The organism is Henriciella mobilis (assembly GCF_003576315.1).
Taxonomy (GTDB): Bacteria; Pseudomonadota; Alphaproteobacteria; order Caulobacterales; family Hyphomonadaceae; genus Henriciella; species Henriciella mobilis.
In genome coordinates this window covers 387,564-405,900 of sequence record NZ_QWFZ01000020.1, presented here as the reverse complement: position 1 = coordinate 405,900, position 18,337 = coordinate 387,564, and the positions used below count along the sequence as shown (strand labels likewise).

33 protein-coding genes and 1 pseudogene are annotated in these 18,337 nt (G+C 61.4%); 17 read left to right on the top strand and 17 right to left on the bottom strand.

From position 1 onward, the window contains the following. Positions 1-857: pseudogene (locus D1227_RS12970) on the top strand (hypothetical protein); the annotation flags it as partial. 4 nt (positions 858-861) lie between these two features. Here the strand turns inward: D1227_RS12970 and D1227_RS12965 are convergent. From D1227_RS12965 to D1227_RS12885, 16 genes are all read right to left on the bottom strand, one after another. Next, positions 862-2,013 (bottom strand): hypothetical protein, encoded by a 1,152-nt coding sequence (locus D1227_RS12965; RefSeq protein WP_119404218.1) that lies wholly within the window; start codon positions 2,011-2,013, stop codon positions 862-864. A gap of 216 nt (positions 2,014-2,229) precedes the next feature. After that, positions 2,230-2,829 carry a J domain-containing protein gene (locus D1227_RS12955; protein ID WP_119404220.1) on the bottom strand — a complete coding sequence of 200 codons (600 nt, stop codon included), beginning with the start codon at positions 2,827-2,829 and terminating at the stop codon, positions 2,230-2,232. After that, on the bottom strand, positions 2,826-3,074 hold the full coding sequence (locus D1227_RS12950; protein WP_119404221.1) for a helix-turn-helix domain-containing protein: 249 nt from the start codon (positions 3,072-3,074) through the stop codon (positions 2,826-2,828). The genes D1227_RS12955 and D1227_RS12950 overlap by 4 nt, the downstream gene beginning before the upstream one ends. Beyond that, entirely contained in the window at positions 3,071-3,412 is a 342-nt protein-coding gene (locus D1227_RS12945; protein WP_119404222.1) for a hypothetical protein, read from the bottom strand. The genes D1227_RS12950 and D1227_RS12945 overlap by 4 nt, the downstream gene beginning before the upstream one ends. A gap of 7 nt (positions 3,413-3,419) precedes the next feature. Beyond that, a complete protein-coding gene (locus D1227_RS12940; protein ID WP_119404223.1) occupies positions 3,420-3,617 on the bottom strand; it encodes a hypothetical protein in 198 nt (65 codons plus the stop codon). Further along, the gene (locus tag D1227_RS12935) at positions 3,617-4,213 is read right to left on the bottom strand and encodes a 3'-5' exonuclease (RefSeq protein WP_119404224.1); all 597 of its coding nucleotides are present in this window, start codon (positions 4,211-4,213) and stop codon (positions 3,617-3,619) included. Before D1227_RS12935 ends, D1227_RS12940 begins: the two co-directional genes overlap by 1 nt. Beyond that, complete coding sequence (locus D1227_RS12930) at positions 4,213-5,211, bottom strand: coiled-coil domain-containing protein (protein ID WP_119404225.1); 999 nt, start codon at positions 5,209-5,211, stop codon at positions 4,213-4,215. Before D1227_RS12930 ends, D1227_RS12935 begins: the two co-directional genes overlap by 1 nt. After that, positions 5,211-6,140 (bottom strand): recombinase RecT, encoded by a 930-nt coding sequence (locus tag D1227_RS12925; protein ID WP_158586583.1) that lies wholly within the window; start codon positions 6,138-6,140, stop codon positions 5,211-5,213. Before D1227_RS12925 ends, D1227_RS12930 begins: the two co-directional genes overlap by 1 nt. Continuing rightward, complete coding sequence (locus tag D1227_RS12920; protein WP_158586584.1) at positions 6,137-7,024, bottom strand: PD-(D/E)XK nuclease-like domain-containing protein; 888 nt, start codon at positions 7,022-7,024, stop codon at positions 6,137-6,139. The genes D1227_RS12925 and D1227_RS12920 overlap by 4 nt, the downstream gene beginning before the upstream one ends. Next, on the bottom strand, positions 7,014-7,226 hold the full coding sequence (locus tag D1227_RS12915) for a hypothetical protein (RefSeq protein WP_119404228.1): 213 nt from the start codon (positions 7,224-7,226) through the stop codon (positions 7,014-7,016). Before D1227_RS12915 ends, D1227_RS12920 begins: the two co-directional genes overlap by 11 nt. Beyond that, positions 7,223-7,660 carry a hypothetical protein gene (locus D1227_RS12910; protein ID WP_119404229.1) on the bottom strand — a complete coding sequence of 146 codons (438 nt, stop codon included), beginning with the start codon at positions 7,658-7,660 and terminating at the stop codon, positions 7,223-7,225. The genes D1227_RS12915 and D1227_RS12910 overlap by 4 nt, the downstream gene beginning before the upstream one ends. Further along, positions 7,657-8,037 (bottom strand): hypothetical protein, encoded by a 381-nt coding sequence (locus D1227_RS12905; protein WP_119404230.1) that lies wholly within the window; start codon positions 8,035-8,037, stop codon positions 7,657-7,659. Before D1227_RS12905 ends, D1227_RS12910 begins: the two co-directional genes overlap by 4 nt. Next, complete coding sequence (locus D1227_RS12900) at positions 8,034-8,327, bottom strand: hypothetical protein (RefSeq protein ID WP_119404231.1); 294 nt, start codon at positions 8,325-8,327, stop codon at positions 8,034-8,036. Before D1227_RS12900 ends, D1227_RS12905 begins: the two co-directional genes overlap by 4 nt. Then, positions 8,328-8,663, bottom strand: a complete 336-nt coding sequence (locus tag D1227_RS12895) for a hypothetical protein (RefSeq protein ID WP_119404232.1) — start codon at positions 8,661-8,663, stop codon at positions 8,328-8,330. Positions 8,664-8,744: 81 nt separating this feature from the next. Next, a complete protein-coding gene (locus D1227_RS12890) occupies positions 8,745-9,125 on the bottom strand; it encodes a hypothetical protein (protein ID WP_119404233.1) in 381 nt (126 codons plus the stop codon). After that, on the bottom strand, positions 9,122-9,784 hold the full coding sequence (locus D1227_RS12885; RefSeq protein ID WP_158586585.1) for a S24 family peptidase: 663 nt from the start codon (positions 9,782-9,784) through the stop codon (positions 9,122-9,124). Before D1227_RS12885 ends, D1227_RS12890 begins: the two co-directional genes overlap by 4 nt. A gap of 90 nt (positions 9,785-9,874) precedes the next feature. Here D1227_RS12885 and D1227_RS12880 point away from each other — a divergent pair, with 90 nt between their 5' ends. After that, positions 9,875-10,081 (top strand): hypothetical protein, encoded by a 207-nt coding sequence (locus D1227_RS12880; RefSeq protein WP_119404235.1) that lies wholly within the window; start codon positions 9,875-9,877, stop codon positions 10,079-10,081. Continuing rightward, complete coding sequence (locus D1227_RS12875; protein WP_119404236.1) at positions 10,078-10,260, top strand: hypothetical protein; 183 nt, start codon at positions 10,078-10,080, stop codon at positions 10,258-10,260. The genes D1227_RS12880 and D1227_RS12875 overlap by 4 nt, the downstream gene beginning before the upstream one ends. A gap of 125 nt (positions 10,261-10,385) precedes the next feature. Here D1227_RS12875 and D1227_RS12870 read toward each other — a convergent pair whose 3' ends face one another. Continuing rightward, entirely contained in the window at positions 10,386-10,592 is a 207-nt protein-coding gene (locus tag D1227_RS12870; RefSeq protein ID WP_119404237.1) for a hypothetical protein, read from the bottom strand. A gap of 44 nt (positions 10,593-10,636) precedes the next feature. Here D1227_RS12870 and D1227_RS12865 point away from each other — a divergent pair, with 44 nt between their 5' ends. The 14 genes from D1227_RS12865 (at position 10,637) to D1227_RS12790 (ending at position 18,330) form a co-directional block, all read left to right on the top strand. After that, positions 10,637-11,029: a hypothetical protein gene (locus D1227_RS12865; RefSeq protein WP_119404238.1), complete on the top strand. Its 393-nt coding sequence runs from the start codon at positions 10,637-10,639 to the stop codon at positions 11,027-11,029. Positions 11,030-11,106: 77 nt separating this feature from the next. Then, a complete protein-coding gene (locus tag D1227_RS12860) occupies positions 11,107-11,586 on the top strand; it encodes a helix-turn-helix domain-containing protein (protein WP_119404239.1) in 480 nt (159 codons plus the stop codon). Between the two features lie 118 nt (positions 11,587-11,704). After that, positions 11,705-12,388 carry a hypothetical protein gene (locus D1227_RS12855; RefSeq protein WP_119404240.1) on the top strand — a complete coding sequence of 228 codons (684 nt, stop codon included), beginning with the start codon at positions 11,705-11,707 and terminating at the stop codon, positions 12,386-12,388. Between the two features lie 94 nt (positions 12,389-12,482). Further along, entirely contained in the window at positions 12,483-12,908 is a 426-nt protein-coding gene (locus tag D1227_RS12850; protein WP_119404241.1) for a VRR-NUC domain-containing protein, read from the top strand. Continuing rightward, the gene (locus D1227_RS12845) at positions 12,905-13,864 is read left to right on the top strand and encodes a hypothetical protein (RefSeq protein WP_147373270.1); all 960 of its coding nucleotides are present in this window, start codon (positions 12,905-12,907) and stop codon (positions 13,862-13,864) included. The genes D1227_RS12850 and D1227_RS12845 overlap by 4 nt, the downstream gene beginning before the upstream one ends. Then, positions 13,821-14,120 carry a hypothetical protein gene (locus tag D1227_RS12840; RefSeq protein WP_147373271.1) on the top strand — a complete coding sequence of 100 codons (300 nt, stop codon included), beginning with the start codon at positions 13,821-13,823 and terminating at the stop codon, positions 14,118-14,120. The genes D1227_RS12845 and D1227_RS12840 overlap by 44 nt, the downstream gene beginning before the upstream one ends. Positions 14,121-14,204: 84 nt before the next feature. Then, on the top strand, positions 14,205-14,483 hold the full coding sequence (locus D1227_RS12835) for a DUF2312 domain-containing protein (protein WP_267896853.1): 279 nt from the start codon (positions 14,205-14,207) through the stop codon (positions 14,481-14,483). Then, positions 14,483-14,854: a helix-turn-helix domain-containing protein gene (locus D1227_RS12830; RefSeq protein ID WP_119404244.1), complete on the top strand. Its 372-nt coding sequence runs from the start codon at positions 14,483-14,485 to the stop codon at positions 14,852-14,854. The genes D1227_RS12835 and D1227_RS12830 overlap by 1 nt, the downstream gene beginning before the upstream one ends. Positions 14,855-15,266: 412 nt before the next feature. Next, positions 15,267-15,575, top strand: a complete 309-nt coding sequence (locus tag D1227_RS12820) for a hypothetical protein (RefSeq protein WP_119404246.1) — start codon at positions 15,267-15,269, stop codon at positions 15,573-15,575. Beyond that, positions 15,572-16,108 carry a DUF1643 domain-containing protein gene (locus D1227_RS12815; RefSeq protein ID WP_119404247.1) on the top strand — a complete coding sequence of 179 codons (537 nt, stop codon included), beginning with the start codon at positions 15,572-15,574 and terminating at the stop codon, positions 16,106-16,108. Before D1227_RS12820 ends, D1227_RS12815 begins: the two co-directional genes overlap by 4 nt. Before the next feature lie 214 nt (positions 16,109-16,322). After that, positions 16,323-16,841, top strand: coding sequence for a hypothetical protein (locus tag D1227_RS12805; protein ID WP_119404249.1), 519 nt, complete (start codon positions 16,323-16,325; stop codon positions 16,839-16,841). Further along, the gene (locus D1227_RS12800) at positions 16,841-17,134 is read left to right on the top strand and encodes a hypothetical protein (RefSeq protein ID WP_119404250.1); all 294 of its coding nucleotides are present in this window, start codon (positions 16,841-16,843) and stop codon (positions 17,132-17,134) included. The genes D1227_RS12805 and D1227_RS12800 overlap by 1 nt, the downstream gene beginning before the upstream one ends. Before the next feature lie 37 nt (positions 17,135-17,171). After that, positions 17,172-17,375, top strand: coding sequence for a hypothetical protein (locus tag D1227_RS12795; RefSeq protein WP_119404251.1), 204 nt, complete (start codon positions 17,172-17,174; stop codon positions 17,373-17,375). A 331-nt stretch (positions 17,376-17,706) separates the two neighbouring features. Further along, positions 17,707-18,330 (top strand): putative metallopeptidase, encoded by a 624-nt coding sequence (locus tag D1227_RS12790; protein WP_119404252.1) that lies wholly within the window; start codon positions 17,707-17,709, stop codon positions 18,328-18,330. Positions 18,331-18,337 lie beyond the last annotated feature (7 nt).

The window sequence follows — 18,337 nt, the reverse complement described above, 5'->3', positions numbered from 1 at the left end:
AGGTTACGAAAACCTTTACAATTGGCAAACAACTCACATGCCGGATGTGTAGTGCTGGCGGGCGATTTGGCTTGTTTCTCGCGTGCCACTTTCCGTCGCCAAACCGCTTTGTGACGGATGCTTTCCGTCAAACCGTTCTGGTTATATCTCCCCTCCGCCTCTGTTTGGGGACATCTCGTCCCGAATCGTTCTACCTTGACTTCAGTCAGGATCAGTCAAGTCAACAGCCGCGCGCAATGAAAAAAATCTGGGAATCCGCGAAGAGAGAGTTCACTCAGAATCCGGTCACTACGCTGGGAGCGATCGCGGCGGTGTTGGCGCTATTTACGCACAACCCAGAAATTCTGAATGTGATGGGTTCTGACACTGGGTCGATTGAGCCTACTGCCAGAGGCAAGTCCGGCATTGTGACGTGGGTGCTCTTGTACGTGGCGGTTTGCTTCCTGCTGGGGTGGTGGGGCAGCAACGTGTACAAGAGCAGCGCTTTTGCTGGCGTGTGCATCTTGCCAGTCTTCGGATTTGTTGCAGCTGTGACCGGAATGTATCTGGCGTCGATACACCTCGCCTCTTTCCCATTGATCGAGAGTGGAACCGGCTCCGAGGTAGCACACCAATGGCTTGGCCTGCCGTCGCCAATATTTGCTTTAGTCTTTACGTCGGTCTGGGGCTTCATGTCTTTGGCAACGTACCTTCCTCAGACGGATATCTATGAACAGCGAGCTGCCCAAGAGGAGAAGGGCATTTACCTGTTTGCGTTCTTCGTCGTGGAAATAGTCTCGCTCGGATCGCTCTGGATAATAGCTCATTCTTTGCTATTCGCCCTTGTTGAGCCAACAATCGCCAGCTCACCAGAGTGAAAAGCTAAACAACAGCATTTCGACTGAGCGATGACGCTATCAGGCTTCGACCAGTCGCGCGTGCGCGGTTCGCTCTGCGGGCTGCTTCAAGCGTCGGCGGGGTATAGATCGCGTCGAGGGTCTGGTTGCGGTCGAGACTGTTGGCCAGGAGCGCGGCGCGGTCTTCCGGGCTGGCGCCGCCGAGAGCGGCCTCGAGGTTGGCCGTCCTGCGGATGTCCATTGCTTTCCGGGTATCCTCGGGTCCGAGCGCATGTTTGCGCACCTCCGCGAAGTCGGTTGAGAAATCGGTCGGAGACTTCCATGGCTCGGCCTTGCGGCGGCGGGCGTTCTTCGAAGCATGCCGGCGGAAGATGGGGGCGTCCGGATGCAGGCTTACACCCAGCCCATCGATATAGGCGAGGATGTCATCGTAAAGGCTCTGGCTAATCGCCTGGAAGCCGTCGACGCCGGTCTTCTCTCGTGAGCGGTCGATGTATGGCCCGTCGGGCGACATGCGCAGCGCAGCAGAGTTGAGCAGGCGCGCGTCCACAGGAGAGCGGGCTGTCTCATACATGAGCCTGATACACAGCGCCATGCCGTCCATGCCGAGAAGTTTCGCACTCTCGACCTGTGCGGCGATCTCATCTGGTGAGAAGAAGGCCTTTCGACCCTTCGGCGCGGTGTTCCGGATATGGCTTGTCGGGTCCACGGGAATGACCTTCCGGCGCACCGCATCCTGAAGGATCTCCCGCAGCTTGGCGATGGCCCGGCGGCGGGTGCTGGGGCTGAAGTCGCGGTCGAGTTCGCGCTTGAAATCGGTCACATCATCAGGGCCGATATCGGTGATGGTGGTATCGCCGAAGCGGGGCTCGATCCGTAGCCAGGCCGTGTCGTACTCCATGGCGGTTCGTGGCTTGATTTCGCCGTGCTCGACCCGTTCCCATAGCCGCGCGCGGAAATGGTGCCAGAAGTGCGCGAGAGAGCCTGCCACATAGGTCGGCGGGGCCTCGCGGGTCTCCACAGCCTTCTTTGCCTTGGCGGTCTCCTGGCGTGCTTTCTCGCGGCCTTCCGCCGATTCCGGCCAGTGCTTCGCCTTGAAGCCAAGGGCGCGCAGCTTCTTCGACGGTTCCCAGTAGCGCACTCCGTTCTTTACGCGGGTGTATTCAATCGGCTCCATATCCGTTCGCCTGTTTGCCACCGAAGGCCCCCTCGATCAGATTTCCCGCTTTTCTTGATCCCGCATCAAGCGCAGGAAGGGGCGCGCTGTCCATAGGCAGGGCCTCGACCTCGATCGAACCGTCTGAGCGGCAGCGCATGACCGGGCGCATGCCTGCGGAGATGATCTCCTTACAGGCGGCGGACACGATCTGGGGGCGGGAAGGTTGGCGACTGCTCACGAAAACTCCCTCAGAGCTTCGTCACGGGCGCGGTTCAGACGCTCCATCTTCTCGGTTGAGCCCCCCGCGTCGGGGTGAGCCTTTCGCGCGAGCGCCCGATACTGCGACTTGACCGACTCTGCGGAGACGGGCTCGCCAGCCTCGAAGCCCAGAACATCACGCCAATGATCCGACTTTGGCGGCGGCAGAGCGGAGAACGCCTGTAAGGTCTCCTTCGCACTCTGGACGCCGTAGCGCTCGATGCGGCGCGTGGCTTCGATATGCTGAGCCAACCCGGCGAGGTTCTGCGCAACACTCTCGTAGGTGTCGCAGGCGAGCGTGATCGGGTCCGCGCCCATGGTGAAGTAGATCGCGACACCCGGATCATCCGGCTCGCCTTGATTGGCGGCAGGCCGTCCCGTGATCGTCGGCTTGATGTTCGTGCTGATGACGAGATTCGTCCCGCCCAGCCGCTCGACCTCAACCTCCAGCCGTTCGGCTGCTTCAGGAATTTTGATCCGCTTCTTGGCATAGGTGAAGTCGCCGCGCCGGCGGTCGCTCCAGTGCGTGCGAGGCCGGAATGATGGCCATGCGAGGGGAAAAGCTTGAGGCGTCATCCTGCCAGCACCTCCCCATCCTTCACTGGAAAGAACCTGGCGACGGGCACGTCGAGGATTTCGGATATCTCGAAGAGAGTCCCGGCGGAGACGCGGTTTACGCCGCGCTCGTATTTGTGGACCTGCTGGTAGGAGCAGCCGAGCCTGTCGGCAATGTCCTGCATGGTCAGGCTGCGAGACTTGCGGGCCGCTCGGATCTGGCGGCTCACATGCTTGTCGGTGTCTGTGACGGTGCGGGCGGTCATGAGGACGCTCCGATGTATTGGGGGTGAAGCTGGACGCGATCATTCGTTCCGGCAGGGCAGCAAGCTTCGAGGATGTTCGCCCTGAGAAGGTTCGTCACCATGGTGCGGTCCATCATCCCGGCGGTGTCATCGTCCTCGTGGGCGACCCACTTGTCGATCTTGCCGTGGCGAAGGAAGACGCATCCTCGCTTGAGCGCGGCCATACAGCGCGGCCAGTCTTCGTGGCGCGTCCGGCGATTGAGGGCGGTGGTGGTGTCGTCTTCGTCTCTTGGCCGCGGCCCGAGAGCGCGGACGCCATCAGCGAACAGGTCGATACCTTGGTAGAGGTCAGCGCTCATGCGTCACCTATTCCTTTGAGGTTGGGGGGGGGCGGACGGGCCGAAAGTTCTCGAACCCGTCAAAATAGTGGGTCGGCACCCGCTCGGAGATGATGCTGAAGACCCCGTTGAGGTGGTCTAACTCCTCCTGATCGAAGTCGCCAGACGCCTCGCAATTCTTCAGCGCCCGCGATAGGCGTTGGAGGGCGTGATCCTTGTCGGTCATCACGCCTCGACCTTCTTGGTTTCGAGTGACCGCAGGTGAAAGAACAGAACCTGGCAGGCTGCGACGTCGATCATGGCGTCGTGGGCGCCCTCCAGGTCTTCATCGAAGAAGTACTTCATGCACTCTTCCAGCCGGGGCGGCTTCGGCTTGTTGAAGCCCGCCGCAATCATTCGCTCAGTCGGCGGCAGGTTTACGATGGGGGTTGCCGTCTCCATCGTGCAGTATTGCGGCTTCTCCAGCTTGCGGACCCCGCCCATGGTGCGAGCGATGGCCGTGGAGATCAGGGCAACGTCGAACTTGATGTTGTGAGCGACGAGCATGTTGGCGCGCTGATAGAGCTGCTTGAACAGGTCGACGGCTAGCTTGGGCGAGATACCATAAGTGCGGGCCATTTCGTCGGTGATACCGTGGACATCAGATGCCTGTTTCGGGATCGGAACGCCGGGATTCACGATCAAGGAAAAGCTTGCGAGTGTGCGTTGCTCGGCATCGCAGAGAAGGGCCGCAAGCTGCACAATGTGCGGTTGGTCCTTGTGATCGATCGGCAGGCGAGAGTTCGGGAGACCAGTGGTTTCGGTGTCGAAGAAAAGGAACATCAGAAGCGCACCTCCACGTTCGGGACGGAGCCTGCGACGATGGCCAGGACGATCTTCTTCGCCCGGTCTTCGCCGATGCCGCCATGCTCCATGATGGCTTCCTTCGCGGCGGTCATGATCTTCGAGCGGTGAGCCTGGTCAGCTTCGCGCTTGGCCTTGGCAGCGGCCTCCTGTTCACGTTCGCGCTTCTGCCGGTCGAGTTCAGCCTGTGCGGCCTCCGACTTCCGGCGCTCCTCTTCTAGGGCGGCTTCGTGCTTCCGGCGTTCGGCCTCGGCGGCTTCGTCCGCTGCCTTCTTCCGCTCGCACTCTATGCGCTCGGCTTCGGCCTTCTCGGCGGCTTCCTTCTTAGCCTTCTCCCGCTCGGCGCGCTCGCGCTCTTCTTTCTCGGCTCGGAGCTTTTCGAGCTCAGCCCGCTCGTTGATCTCTCGATCGATCCGGGCGTCCTGTTCATTCAGAGATTCAAGCGCTCGCTTCTGTTCCGCTGCGGCAGTTTCGTACTGCACACCGAAGACTTCCTCGGTCACAATCAGGGATTGGACCTGTTCGCGCATCCGCTCGACCGCTTCGATAGTGTCGAAGTGACCAAGCGCACCACGGAAGATCGAGCGCGCCCGGTCGATGGCCATTTTCCGCTTTTCTTCTGCCGCTTCCCATTCGTCGAGCGGCTTGCGGGCTGTGGTCTTGAGGCTGTCGAGCCGATCTCGGAGATCGCGGCGCACCGCGTCCACGGCGTTAATGGCTTTCCGGTGATCTTCGTTCAGCGCCTTGCCGGCGTCGTCGAGCGCAGCCTTGCGGCGTGCGATGGAATAGGCGAGCGAGGCAATAGCCTTGCGGCCTTTGTCCGTCTCGGTGTCGATTTCGCGGGCCTCGATCTCTCCCTCAATCTCCCTCACAAGCGCATCCAGCATGGACGGGTCGCGGAAGATGAGGGCTGGATCCTCGGCCAGCATTTCGCCAACGGCGGCGGAGTTGTGTCCAATCGTTGCTGTATCGGCCATCACACGGCCTCCTTCTCGGCTTCAAGTTCATCGAAACGGTTGGCGACGAGCTTCTGCAGCGTGCCGTGGCGCGCATCGTCCAGCCATGAGCAGGCAAGAGCGGCCTCGCGGATGGCGCTGACCTCGATTTCGGTTTGTGCGCCGACGAGGGCGGCCTCGATATCATCGAAATCCGCGTAAGCGTCGGGCTCCGGCTCGATCGGCTCCTCGACCTCCCCATCCTGGACCTTTTCCGGGTCCGGCATGGTCAGGCCCTTGCGGCCAGCGTTCCGGTCCTCTTCGAACTTGGCGAGGTTCATCTTGAGCCGATCACCAGCGCCGTCCTGCGGGGTCACATTCCGCATGCCGATCTCTTCGGCCTCATCGACGGAGTAGACGCCCATGAGAACATCAGGCGTATGACGGCGGGCCCAAGCGCGGGTGCCGTAATAGGCCATCTGCTGATCAGGGTCTTTTTTCCAGAGAGGGGACTTGCCGCCTTCGCGCATCACGCGAAGCGGCGGGCTCTCATAGACGGCGGGCACTGGATCATCCTTAATCCGCCCGGTGACGATGATCATACGGTCATCGCCTTCGCCCCGGTATTCAAACCGCAGGCGACCGACGAGCACAGGCGAGGAATAGACCATCGCCGCGACGGCTTGCGCCTCATAGGCGATATTGCCGTTGACGAGATAGGCCTTCGTCGAGAGTGCGAAGGGGTCCATGCCCAGCCGCCCGGCCTGCATGTAGATGGCGAGACAAGCGCCCGGCTGGCCGCGAAACGCAGCGCCAACGAGCGGGCCCGCCTTGGCCATGCACTGCGCGAACTCAATTGCTTCGCGAACGGTCGCGGGGGCAGGCAGGAAGCCGCCGCCCATATTGGAGAGGGCAAGCGAGTTGGATTGCTCGCTGACGCGATCCACGGGTTCAAGATTGGCGTTGCTCATAGCAGGTTGGCCTCCAGTTCCTTGTTGCATTTCTCTGTGAACCACTTCGGCCCGTGGAGCGTGATCGGCCCCTCGACGTATGCGGGCCAGTCATTCTCTTTCAGGCAGTCCGCGAACTTGCGGAGCGCGCGCCGGCACTGGCGCTTGCCCATGTCCATGAGCTCGTCGCCCAGCCGGACGGTGGTCACGGCAAAGGGTGCGGTCTTCTCGACAAAGACGAGCCAGGCATCGGTGACATCCTGACCGGTCAGGATTTTCAGGGCGTCGGCGGCGAGCGCGAGCTGCATGTGATAGCCGCGCTTGATGATGTCGCCGTTGAGGATGTGCGGGTCTGCACTGGCACAGGTCTTGAGATCAGCCAGCACCCCATCTGTCGGGATGCGGTCGGGTCTCGACTTCAGCCAGATGCCTGTCTCGGCGTCCTTCCAGATCATCGACTTTTCAGGCTCACCGGCGGTCAGCAACTCGGGCACACCGGACTCTGCTGCTAAGGCATCGTGCATGGACTTGATGGCGGCGAAGTCGTCCTCGGTGATGATGGTGCGGCCTTCGGCCCATTGTTCCTCTCGCCATGCCTTCGCATCATTCGTGCGGAAGCTCTCAAAGGGCGAGATCGCGAGCCGGGAGATTTCCTCCTGGTCGTCGAAGAGAAGCGCATGCACGGCCTTGCCGAACTCGAACGCCGCCTTGCGGGGCTGCTCGATCGCTTCGGGATTGAGGCCCGTAGCCTGACACCAGAAGTGGGCTGGGCTTTCGTTCTCGATCTTGCGGAGACCGCCGGACGAGATGGATGGGCCGTCACAGCACTGGCTGTGATAGGTGTCCATGTCGAGGTCGTAGATCCCCGGCTTGTCGATCAGGACGGGTTTCGCGCTATCGGGCATCGATTTCCTCCAGTGTGATGACTTCCTGCCGCCCATGAGCGGCGGCGAGTTCCCTGCGGCCCCATTCAATCCGGCGGATGGTGGCGTCGGACAGACCGGCGCCCTTGGCGAAGCGGTAGAGCCTTTCGACGGCCCCGATGCCGTTACGGGCACAGCGGGTGCGGGCGGGGCTGGCGAGAGCGGTGGAGAGGTTGAAAGTCATTGGGTTGCCCCCTCTTCACTGAGGAACCCAAGGCCTTGCTGAACCAAAAGCTGTCGCTTTTCGTCCTCGGACAAAACTTTTCCGGACAGCAGGAGGTTGAGCGTCTTGCTGTCGAGGCTAACGGGCCGGGTAGTCTCGGATGCCTCGCGGTCGACCCGAAGCGACAGCTGTCCTCCGATCTGCGCAAACTCGTGCGCCGTGAAGGTCAGGCGTTGACGACCGACATCGAAGTTCTTGTGAGAGTCGTAACCATCCGGCGACATAACCTTCATGATTGAGAACTCGGGCGTATTGACGACTGCGCGGATGAACTCTTGAGTCGCTTGATCAAAAGCCTTTCCAGCGGCGACCATCTTTTCATGCGCAGACTTCGTGCCGTCGGACAAACGCGAGAGCCGGTCGAACGTGGTGTAGAAAACTGGTGGTTTGCTCATGCCGGCACCCCTTCCGGATCGTCCCCGTCGAGGAACTTCGCGGTGTCATTGAAGGCGCGGTCGAAGTAGCGGCGCAGCGCGAAGTGGTCTTCGTATTCCGAGATGGGGCGCGGCAGGGCCATCAGGATCAGGAAGGGGTTCGACCATTCACGAGGCAGGAGCCGGATCGCATCGGTCGCGATCAGCGCCCCGGCCATGCAGGCCCGGTTGAGCACGCCATCGGTCAGCCCATTTGCGGCGATGTAGCCCATCATGCCCTGGCAACGGTTGCGAAGGGTTTCGAGGTGCTCGCGCTGGTCGCGGAGGATGATGTCCTCGCGGTGGACGAAAGAGCTGCGAACCACGTCGCGGGCGGTGAGGGTGACGGCGATGCTCATGCGGACCTCCGGTGGATTTCATGCCGAAAATTACATCCGCAGCGCAGGCAGGTGTCGCGGTCTTCGCCGCGCCCGTCGTGCACATGCGAGATACCTCTCCACAGCGCTTGCTGAATGGCGTCTTCTGGTTCGTGGCGATCGATGGCCTTGCAGACCGCCTCGACCAGATGCGACTCCTGCGAAGTCGGTACACCGGCCAGAAAAAGCAGGTCTGCGAAGGAGTCAGCGAACGTCTCTTGTGCTTGACGCAACTGGTCGGCTCGCTCGGAGAGTTTGACGAGGGTGGCCATCTACGCTGCCTCCCCTTGTGTGAGGGCCGCAAGCTCGACCTTCCAGTTCGGGTTCACGCGGAAGCCTTCCGGCGTCTCCATCCAGTAGATGCCCGCCCGAAGCGCCTCACCGCGAAGCTCATGCTCGCGCTCGGTGAAGCGCTTGTTGCGGGTCTGTGCGACACCCCAGCGGGCCGCATGGAAGAGCTTGTCGTTCGTGCGCGAATGCAGCCAGTCACTCCGGCGCATCCATTCCTGACAGGCCTCATAGGAAGCGTTCTGGTCGGGCGCTTCGCTCCATGCCTGCCGAGGGTCGGTGTAGCTCTCGGCGTGCTTTTCGGATTCGTGCTTGGGCATCGGTCTCTCCCTGTTGGGTTGAGACCGTTATGATAGGAATAATCCTATCCGTCAATAGGAAATAGGAATTTTCTTATTTCCCTATTTTTCGGCGAATTTTCCATCCAGCCGACTCAAGACCGTTTTTTGCAGATTGCCAGCGGCCAGGAAGATGCAGCCCACAAGAAAGAAAAATGGTGCTGCGCTCATGAGCGCCAGGCCCGTCATTACAAGAGCTGGATCCGGAGAGGGGAGTTCATCGCGGCGGCGCTCAAGATCAATGCGCTCTTTCGTGCAATAGGTGGTCGTGTTCGTATATCGATCCAAAGCTCTTCCGGACTCGCACAGATCGAGCAATGACTGGGCGCTCTCCAGGAGGACCAAGTCAGTCTTCGTTGGCCGGTCCATCGCGAAGTACATCATCGCCCCGACAAAAAATGCGGCGGCTGAAGCCAATGTCGCAAAGATGCCAAACGCCCTCATCCGAGAGCCCTTCCGATCCAGATCACGCGGCCGAGCACATTGAGCTTGTCAGCTGACGATATCCTGAACGTGTCATAAACCGGGTTGTCTGACTTCACGATCACTTCCTTGGTTTCCAGGTCGCGCTGACAGCGCTTGACCAGTAGCTCATCCTCGAAAGCAAGGATGTAGATCCCATCACGCACGATCCGGTTGACCGATCTATCCACGAGCACCTGGTCACCATCGTGCAGCGTCTCCCACATCGAATCGCCGCCGACCGTTATCACGGCCAGCGATTCCGTATCGGATCGCGTGAGCCTCCTTAGTTGCTGAACCCGATAGGGCTGGTACCCGACAGGCTCGCCATCCTCGGCAAAGGCGCCTGCGCCGGCCGAGGCCCGCAGGTCATAGATCGGCACTGTCAGAAAATCGTCTTCGGTATTCGTTCGCGGCGCAATCGAGGGCACGCCACCATCCCTATAGTCGCCGGGCGCTCCGCCCAGACTGTCTGCCAGTTTTTCCCGGACATCTTCCGGAAGAACCCGCGGCGAGCCTCGCATCACGAACTGCTGCAGGTAAGCGTGGTTTCTGCCCAGCTTCAGGGAGAGCTCCTTCAGCGTGGTATCTGCTTCTGCAGCACGGTCCACGAGCAGCTGTCGGGCGGGGGACAATTTCATATCGGCCATGCCCCCTAATCGCCGGGCTCGCGAAAAAATGCGAATAGGGGTTGTCCTATCCTATCAATAGGATTATTCATCCTATTCGATATGGCAGACACGCACCCCATCCTATCGCGCATAGAGGCGCATCTGGCGGCCAGTGGCCAGACCCCGACGGCGTTTGGGGTCGCGGCGCTGAGTGATCCGAATTTTGTCTTTGACCTGCGCGATGGCCGCGACCTGCGGCGTGACACGGTCAAGCGCATAGAAATCTATCTGGAAGAGCAGGGCGCGCCCGAGGCGGTGCAGCCATGACGGTTTTCATCCTCCTCTATCTTGCCATCGGCCTCATCGACATGACGGCCCGGCAGATCAGCTTTCAGGGGACCGACGACTCCATCGTGTCCGCCCTGATGGTCCTCGCTTTCATCATCGCCTGCGCGGCGTTCTGGCCTGTCCGGCTGGCGCTGGATGTGTGGAGGCGCTTTGCATGAAATGCCCCGCTGGAAACCTCCCGCCTGAGTGCTGCCGGGAAAGCACAGGTAAACCCGTTCGCCATGACATAGCGGACCAGCAAGGGGCTGCGTTCCATACCCCGCTCAATGGCGTTCATCCCGGCCTAGTTTCCATTCGCGCACATGGGCTCGTCCCCACCCGGCCTGTTGTTGCGCGAGAGCCGGTCGCTGCATGTCCCCGCAGCGGCCGGCTCGCTCTTGTCCTGAAGCGTGCGCTCGATTTCCACCCCGATGCGCAGCTTCTGAATGCCTTTCTCGATGAGAGCCAGCCCCTCGCTATAGGCGGTTCGGGCTCTCGCATCTGTCGTCATGGCGGCTCCGTTTTGTCTGCCTCGTCTCCACGGAGGTCAATCTGATGGAGACGACGATGCATTCCAATTCCGAAATCGGCGACACTTTGCTGGCCGATATCATTTCGCGCCGCTGGGCACGGTTTCAGGCCGCCCGGTGGCCTTCGGGCGAAGTGCAGGCGGCAGACCTGCAGGCCCGTCATGTGGTGGTCGACACACGCACCGTGAGCGGCTGGCGCCAGGGCCAGCTGCCGTCCAACAAACACAAGCTTCAGCTGATCCGCGCGGGCTTCAAGTCGCTTCTCGACCGGGCTTACGAGCCCGCCGAAGCCGCTGGCCGCATCGCTGAACTGGAGGCCCAGGTTGAAACCCAGAAAGCCGCTGCCGCAGCAGCCGAGAGAGAGCTCGCCCTCGTTCGCCAGGCGCTGGCTGGCTTCAGCGATGATCTGGAGGGCTGAGCGAAAGCTCCGCGTCTCCGACCGTATCCGCCGCAGCACCGAGCGCCTGATGGCCAAAGCAAAGGAGATGCTGAAAGATGAGCGATAGCTTCACATGTCCTGAATGCCATCAATCGTGGCCGTATTTCGATGTTCGCAAGAAGCGAGATCCGCGCCTGACCAGTTTTCGCACGATTTGTGAGGGCTGCTGTGAACGCATCAAATCTGATGCGTCGAAAGCTGGCGGGCCTTATCGCGGCGAAGTCGGCTCGAAGGGCGGCGGTGCATCTTCCGACATGGCCGCTCAACTGAAAAGCAAGGCAGGCCGGGACCGCATGCGCATTGTCCGCTGGCTGGCCTCGAACGGCGCACACGGCGCTGAGGACGTGGCCAAGGGTCTGAGCCTGGACGCCGATTATGTGAGCCCGCGCCTGTCGGAGCTTGTGACGCTCGGACTGGCCGAGAAAGGCCCACGCACCGCGCTCACACGCCGGGGCAATCCAGCGCACGTCTATCAGCTGACTGCGGCCGGAGAGGCCGTTGTCTCGAAGGCAGAGCAGGGGAGGGACGCCGCATGACCTCCGACAATCTCCGCCCCCTCTCCAAGCGCGCTGAAAAAGCCGCAAAGGCTATCGAGCGAAAGACACGCCGGAAGCCGGGCGGGCAGAAGAAAACTGAACAGAGGGGGCAGGGCTGATGGGGCGCGTTCTGATCGGCTGCGAGTTCTCCGGCGTTGTCCGCCGCGCCTTTGCTGCGCGTGGACACGATGCCTGGTCGTGTGACCTGCTGCCGGCAGAGGATCGGAGCAACCGCCATATCACCGGCGACATCCGCGACGTGCTGGATGATGGCTGGGATCTGATCGCGGTCTTTCACCCGCCGTGCACGCGGCTTTGCAATTCCGGGGTGCGCTGGCTGCATACCCCGCCGCCCGGCCGGACCCGCGCCGAGATGTGGGCCGAGCTGGAAGAGGGCGCTGATCTATTCTCCGCTGTCTGGAATGCCGACTGCCCCCGCGTGGCTGTCGAGAACCCCGTCATGCACAAGCACGCCAAGGCGTTGATCCGCAATTACGCGCCGCCGGCTCAGACCGTGCAGCCGTGGTGGTTCGGTGATCCGGCCTTCAAGGCGACCGGGCTCTATCTGCGCGGAGTCGACCCGCTGAACCCGACCGATCGGTTGACGCCACCAAAGACGGGCACTGACGCGCACAAGGCATGGTCTGCCGTTCATCGCGCCCCGCCCGGCCCTGATCGCTGGAAAATCCGCTCTCGCACCTTTGAGGGCATTGCCAATGCGATGGCCGATCAGTGGGGCAGTCAGCTTCTCGACCTCCCCGAAAATCAACACGCCCCGACCCCGCTTAAGGAGGTGTCATGACCGTGAAATCAGCCCGCCGTACCGGCTTCGCTCTGATAGCCCTGTCTGCCCTTTTCACGTCTTCGCTGATCGTGATGATCGGGAGGGCGGTGTTTTGAGCCACAACCACGAAGAACACCAGATCCAATGCGCCATCGTCACCCTGCTCGACTGGGCGCTCCCGGCTGACGCTACCTTCTTCGCTGTCCCGAACGGCGAGAAGCGCGGCGGCAAGACCGTCACCGTCAGAGGCAAGAAAGTCCCGCTCTCGGCTATCCGGCTGAAGAAGGAAGGCGTGAAGGCGGGTGTCGCTGACATTCTCGTTCTCTGGGCGGGCCGGGCGATCGCCATGGAGACCAAGACCCGGAACGGGCGCCAGTCGCCGGAGCAGAAAGCATGGCAGGCCGACTTCGAGCGTGCAGGCGGCGTCTACCACATCGTGCGCTCTGTCGATGACGTGCAGGCCGTCCTGGCGGCCATCATCCCGACATTCAAGGCGAAACCCAACACTGGCGCTGAACGCGCCGAGGAGGCTGCGTGAGCAATCCGTGGATGAAGTTCTATCCATCGGACTGGAGGTCTGATCCGAAGCTGCGGCTCGTCTCTATGGCGGCTCGCGGTCTCTGGATGGAGATGATCTGCCTGATGCACGAGGCAGAGCCCTATGGCGAGCTTCGTGTTGCTGGCGTGCCGCTGAAGCCTGCGCAGCTCGCTCGCCAAGTCGGTGAGCCGGTCGAGATGGTCACGGCTTGGCTCCAGGAACTGCTTGAGGCTGACGTTTATTCGGTCCGCAAGAATGGCGTCATCTTCTCGCGTCGAATGGAAAAAGACGAGAATCGTCGGAGAAAACTGCGAGAAAACGGCAAGAAGGGCGGCAACCCAGCCCTCAGAAAACAAACGGAAAATCCGCCTTTGGATAACCAAGCGGATAAGACCCAGAAACCAGAAGCCAGAGACCAGAGTAAGAGTAGTGTTGAGTCCGCGCGCGAGGCTGTTCCGGCTGACGCGATCAGGGACGCCTGCCTGAAAGCCGCTGGTCTGACCGAAGCCGATCTCGGTCCCGGCACGATCTCGCCAATCTCGATCAGAAACCTCGTTAACGCGCCGGAAAACCCGGCCGATCTCGACCTCGATGTCATCCCCGCAATTCAGCAATGCGCCGCCACGCTCGCCAAGCGTGGCCAGAAAATCACGAACTGGAGCTACTGCCATGACGCAATCATCCGAAACCGGGACGCCCGCCTCTCCGGAGCGCCAGAAGTCGAACACCGGCCAGGTGCTCGCTCATCCCAACGCCCGGCCAGCACCGCCAGCGCTCGCAGACATGCCGAGAGAGATCAAGCTTTTGACGAGGTCGCTGACGAGTTCGAAGCTCTCATGGGAGGGCAATACCGCGAGGAAGATGACGGTCCTCAACATTTCGAGAGCCGAGGCGGAGGCCGCGTTATCGACCTTGACCAGTCTCAGTTCACCCGGCTCGCCGCGTCAGATCGCTGAGGTCGTGACCCGCCTGCTGCGCATCTGGTCCGACACATCGGCTTCGGACAAGTCCGTGGTGCAGGACTGGATTCGCCTGTTCCTCGATGTCCCGCTCGCCAGCCTGTTTGCTGCCTATGAGCACTTCCTGCGCTCTGATCGCGAGTTTGCGCCGAAGCCCGGCCAGGTGCTCGCCAAGGCGACGACGCACGCCGAGCTGATCGAGATGAAGCGTCTCGCCGTCGAGGCCGCGCTCGGAAATGGAGCGCACGCATGACCCGCCGCATCGACTGGCCGGCCGTTCTGATCTGGCTCGCCTACACCGCCATTTTCATTGCGCTACTGACAGGAGGACAGACCAATGCCTGACGGAAACATGTTCACACCAGCCGAGTCCGGGATGCTCTCGGACGTGGCCCGCGAAAAGCTGCGTCTGACCATTGAACGCATCGAACGGTTGAATAACGAGAAGGCCGAGATCGCCGACCAGATCAAGGACGTCTACGCCGAGGCAAAGGCGATGGGCTACTGCACGAAGACGCTGCGATCCGTGGTGAAGCTTCGGAAGCAGGACCGCGACGAGCGCCAGGAGCAGGAGAGCCTGCTCGAAACCTACATGATCGCGCTGGGGGAAATCTGATGGCCATCGACATTCCCCAGACCCCGAAAGACCGTCTGCTATCCGAGGCCCTCGATGCGGCGTCGAGATACTTCAGCAAGCCAAACGCCTCTGGCGCGATAGCAGCCGAGCCGATCACGAAAGCCCGCGTCCTCGACCGCTGCAAGGCCCGCTACAACGTCTGGCCGCGCCAGTGGTGCATGGCCTACATCCGCTGGAAGTATCCGGAGATGAGCTATCCGCGCATCGCCAAGATATTCCGGATGAAGGATCACACCACCATCATGCATGCACAGGAAACGGCGAAGGAGAGATACCCCGACGCCATTTTCTGCCAGCCGGTTGATGAAGCCATCGGAGACCGCCTTGAAGCTGTGGGGCTGGCATCATGACGACTCAGGGCTTCCACTGCTCCGGTTCGGCTCTCGACCGCACGCGGGCGCCGCGCCTTCGCCGGCTCCTGTCGGTCGACCGGATGCGAAAGGCACACATGAGCCGTAAGGAGATCGCTGCGGCGGTCGATATTTCCTTGGCCGCTCTCTGCTCCGACATCCAACTCATCAACGAGTTTGGCGTCGATGCCATTCGCGCCAGGCTGGAAGAGGCAGAAGCGCCATCAAGACCGCAAGCACCCACAACGCAGCGTCACTGCGTCTACCTCGTCCCACGAAACGGAACCGTTCGCCGTTGCGGCAAGACCTGCAAGGGTCAGCTCTGCGACGAGCATAAAAGCTCAACTGCGCCTCTGCCGGGAACTGGCCGGTGGCCAGGCGGGAAAGCTCAATCGAAGACAGGGAGGTTTTGATGTTCGATCTCGGAGATCGTGTGCAGTGCGTTGAGGTTGGGCGCATGTCTGACGGTGCGCGAGATGATCACTATGCGGCTGCTTTCCTGACGGTAGGGGCCGTTTATACGGTCAGGAAGCTTATGGATGAAGCGGTTTGGCTGGACGACGTTCATGCTCCAGACCATCGCCTCGTGATGTTTCGCGATGATGCTCCGTTTTTTGGCGAGCGCTTCCGCAAGCTCCAGAAGCTTTCCCCCGACCCTGCGGCCCTCTCCGCCCTCAAATCCCTGACAGTGAAACGGCTTGAGCCGGTGGAGGCGGAATGAGCGATCAAGGGGCCTTCGCATTTGCCGAAACAGGGTCGTCGGCTGTCTTCTCGCCGTGCGGTCTTTATCGTCACCGCCTCGACAGAAAGGTCGCCGACACCGGCCCCGTCGTTGCCGTACCGGGCGTCAATCCATCGACAGCCGACGCTGAAAAGAACGATGCCACGATCCGCAAGGACATTGGCTTTGGCCAGCGTCTCGGCTGGGGGCGGATCATAAAGCCCAATAAGTTTCAGCTCTGCGCGACTGACGTTCGGGAACTCAGGGATGCAGCTGACCCGATAGGGCCATACGCCGACGAATACCTCTACTCGATATTCAAGGAGGCCGATCTGGTCGTCCCGGCATGGGGGCCGCTGGCCAAGCTGCCAAGGCCGCTGCGGCAACGCTGGAGACGTGTCGTTCATATCGCACAGGATGCTGGCCACGACACGCTCTGGTGCTTCGGCACGGCTCAGGATGGCCAGCCGCGCCACACTCTCATGCTGGCGTATTCAACGCCGCTGACTCCATGGAGGCCACCGACACCATGACCGACACTTATTGCAGCTATTGCGGTCGCCCGAACGGCGGGCACACCCTCGCCTGTTCGGCGCTGGCGCGGGATGCGGCCGACGGGGATTCATACCTCCGCAAAGTCAGGTGGGAGCGGGAGCAGCTTCCATTCAGCGAGCGTGAGAAGCCGCCAGCGCCGAAGACCAAAGGGGACGCTAATTGACCACCCTAGCCATTTCACGGAGGCCCTCATTGGCCAAGAGAGCAGGACGCAAGCGTAACCTCAAGGCAAAGCGCTATCCGAACGGCAGCGTCCACCGCCATGATGAGCGAGTCGGCCCGACGCCGGAGCTCGAAGCGCGGAGGAAGGCCCTGCTTGGCGGCAAGAACGCCGCTGGTGAGACAGACTGCGTGCTGGACCATCTCGCATCGCCCGTCAGCCAGGTTCTCACACAGAAGCAGGCAGAGGCCGGGCGGCGGTATGCGACGGCGCGTCTTCGTGCGCTCAGGGCGGCGGGTGTGACACCGGAGGCGAAGTCGCCTCGTCTCTCAGAATGGATTGACCGCGGAAGCTCAGTCGCAACCCTGCCGGCCGATGATGGTCGCGCCGCTTTCGAGTGGCGGAAGGCGCGGCAATGCGTGTATGATGCCGGATCTGACGTTCGCCGCGTGATCGAGCGCGTGTGCATCGACAACCAGCCCCCAAGAGGGCATGAGGTCGGCAGGCTCAGGATCGGGTTGGATGCGCTGATCAGGCTTTGGAGATTGTGATGAGCGACAACCCGACTCTGAAAGCGATACACACTCCTGTAGAAGGGACGAGAGCTCGTGTCCGATCCCGCCTCGAAGGGGTCGAACCAAAGATCAAGGCCGCGCTCGCTCTGTCTGGGCTCCCGCCCAAATATCCAGATTGGTACCTTGATGCCGTCAGTTTGATGAACATGCTCGACCCGTGGAGCCGACTTTACGCGGTGCAGCTGGCGGAAACGTCATGGACCATGAATGCCTATGACGCGGCATACCATGTTCTGCAGAAAAAGAACGGGGGAGAGTTTCGCTTCTAATGACCCGCATCCAGTCCCGCCTCCTCACGGCTATGCCATGAAAGTGCTCGCTCAAGGAAACCTCGCCGGCTTCATCATGAAAGAGGATTGGGCCACTGCGCGCGAAGAGTGGTTAGACGAGCTTGTGGATGTTGAAAGCGGCCGCCGAGAATTGCGAATGGCGCTCAGGAGGCTGCGCCGCACGCTTTATGTCGAACTCGGACGTATCTGGCAGCGCATCACAATATCTCGGTCAGCCTGAACCGCTATCCACAACCTCTAGCCCCACCCCCTTGACATACTCTCCGAACAGATAGAGAACCTGCAGAAATTCAGATTTGAAGAGTGCGCCCGAAGCCCAGAGCTTGCCGGGCGCTTTTCGTATCTGCGGCGGCGCTGAAAGTGGAAGCGCAGGCCAAGCCAGGCTGGCGGCACGCTGTGTCTCGGGCGCATCCCGTGTTCAATAGGTCGCTAGAGCCGGAGTGACGCCCGGCCCGCAGACCCCCTTCACCGCCCGGACCCAGAGCCGGCCGACATCCTCCTCCTGTATGCCCGCGTGCCGAGAGCGTCTGTACGCCGGGCGGTGATGCATCATGACCCATAGACCCAGCCCACCCGAAAGCCTTCTCGCTGATCACGTTACGCAGCAGTTCGTTCCGGCGCCCGATCTTGTTCAGTGGGCACGCGAGACCTTTATCGAAGACAGCGCCACGCTCCACAACCCCGAGCACCAACACCTGAACCATGCGCTAATCGGCGCGCTCTGGACCAATGTCCCGAATGGCCGGCACGGCCGCATCATCCTCGCTCAGTGCGAGACCGGCGCACCCCGCGCCATGGGGAAATGGGCAAAGGCGAGAGCCGAGGTCCAGATCGAACAATGGTTCGGGGGCATCCCTGACTTCATTCTCACCTTCGACGCCGGATACGCGGCGACCTGCTCAGATGTGGAATGGTGCGCGCTTGTAGAGCACGAGCTGCTTCACGCCGCACAGGAGCGGGATGCCTTTGGCGCGCCCAAGTTCAGCAAGTCCACGGGACGCCCGAAGTTCGCGATCCGGGGCCATGACGTGGAAGAGTTCACATCGATCGTTCGCCGCTACGGTGCCGAACCTGCCCACGCGCAGGCGTTCATCGATGCCGCGAAGAAAGGGCCGGAGATCGGCCGCGCAAGTATTGCTCATGCATGTGGGGTCTGCCTTCGACAGGTGGCGTGAGCCTATA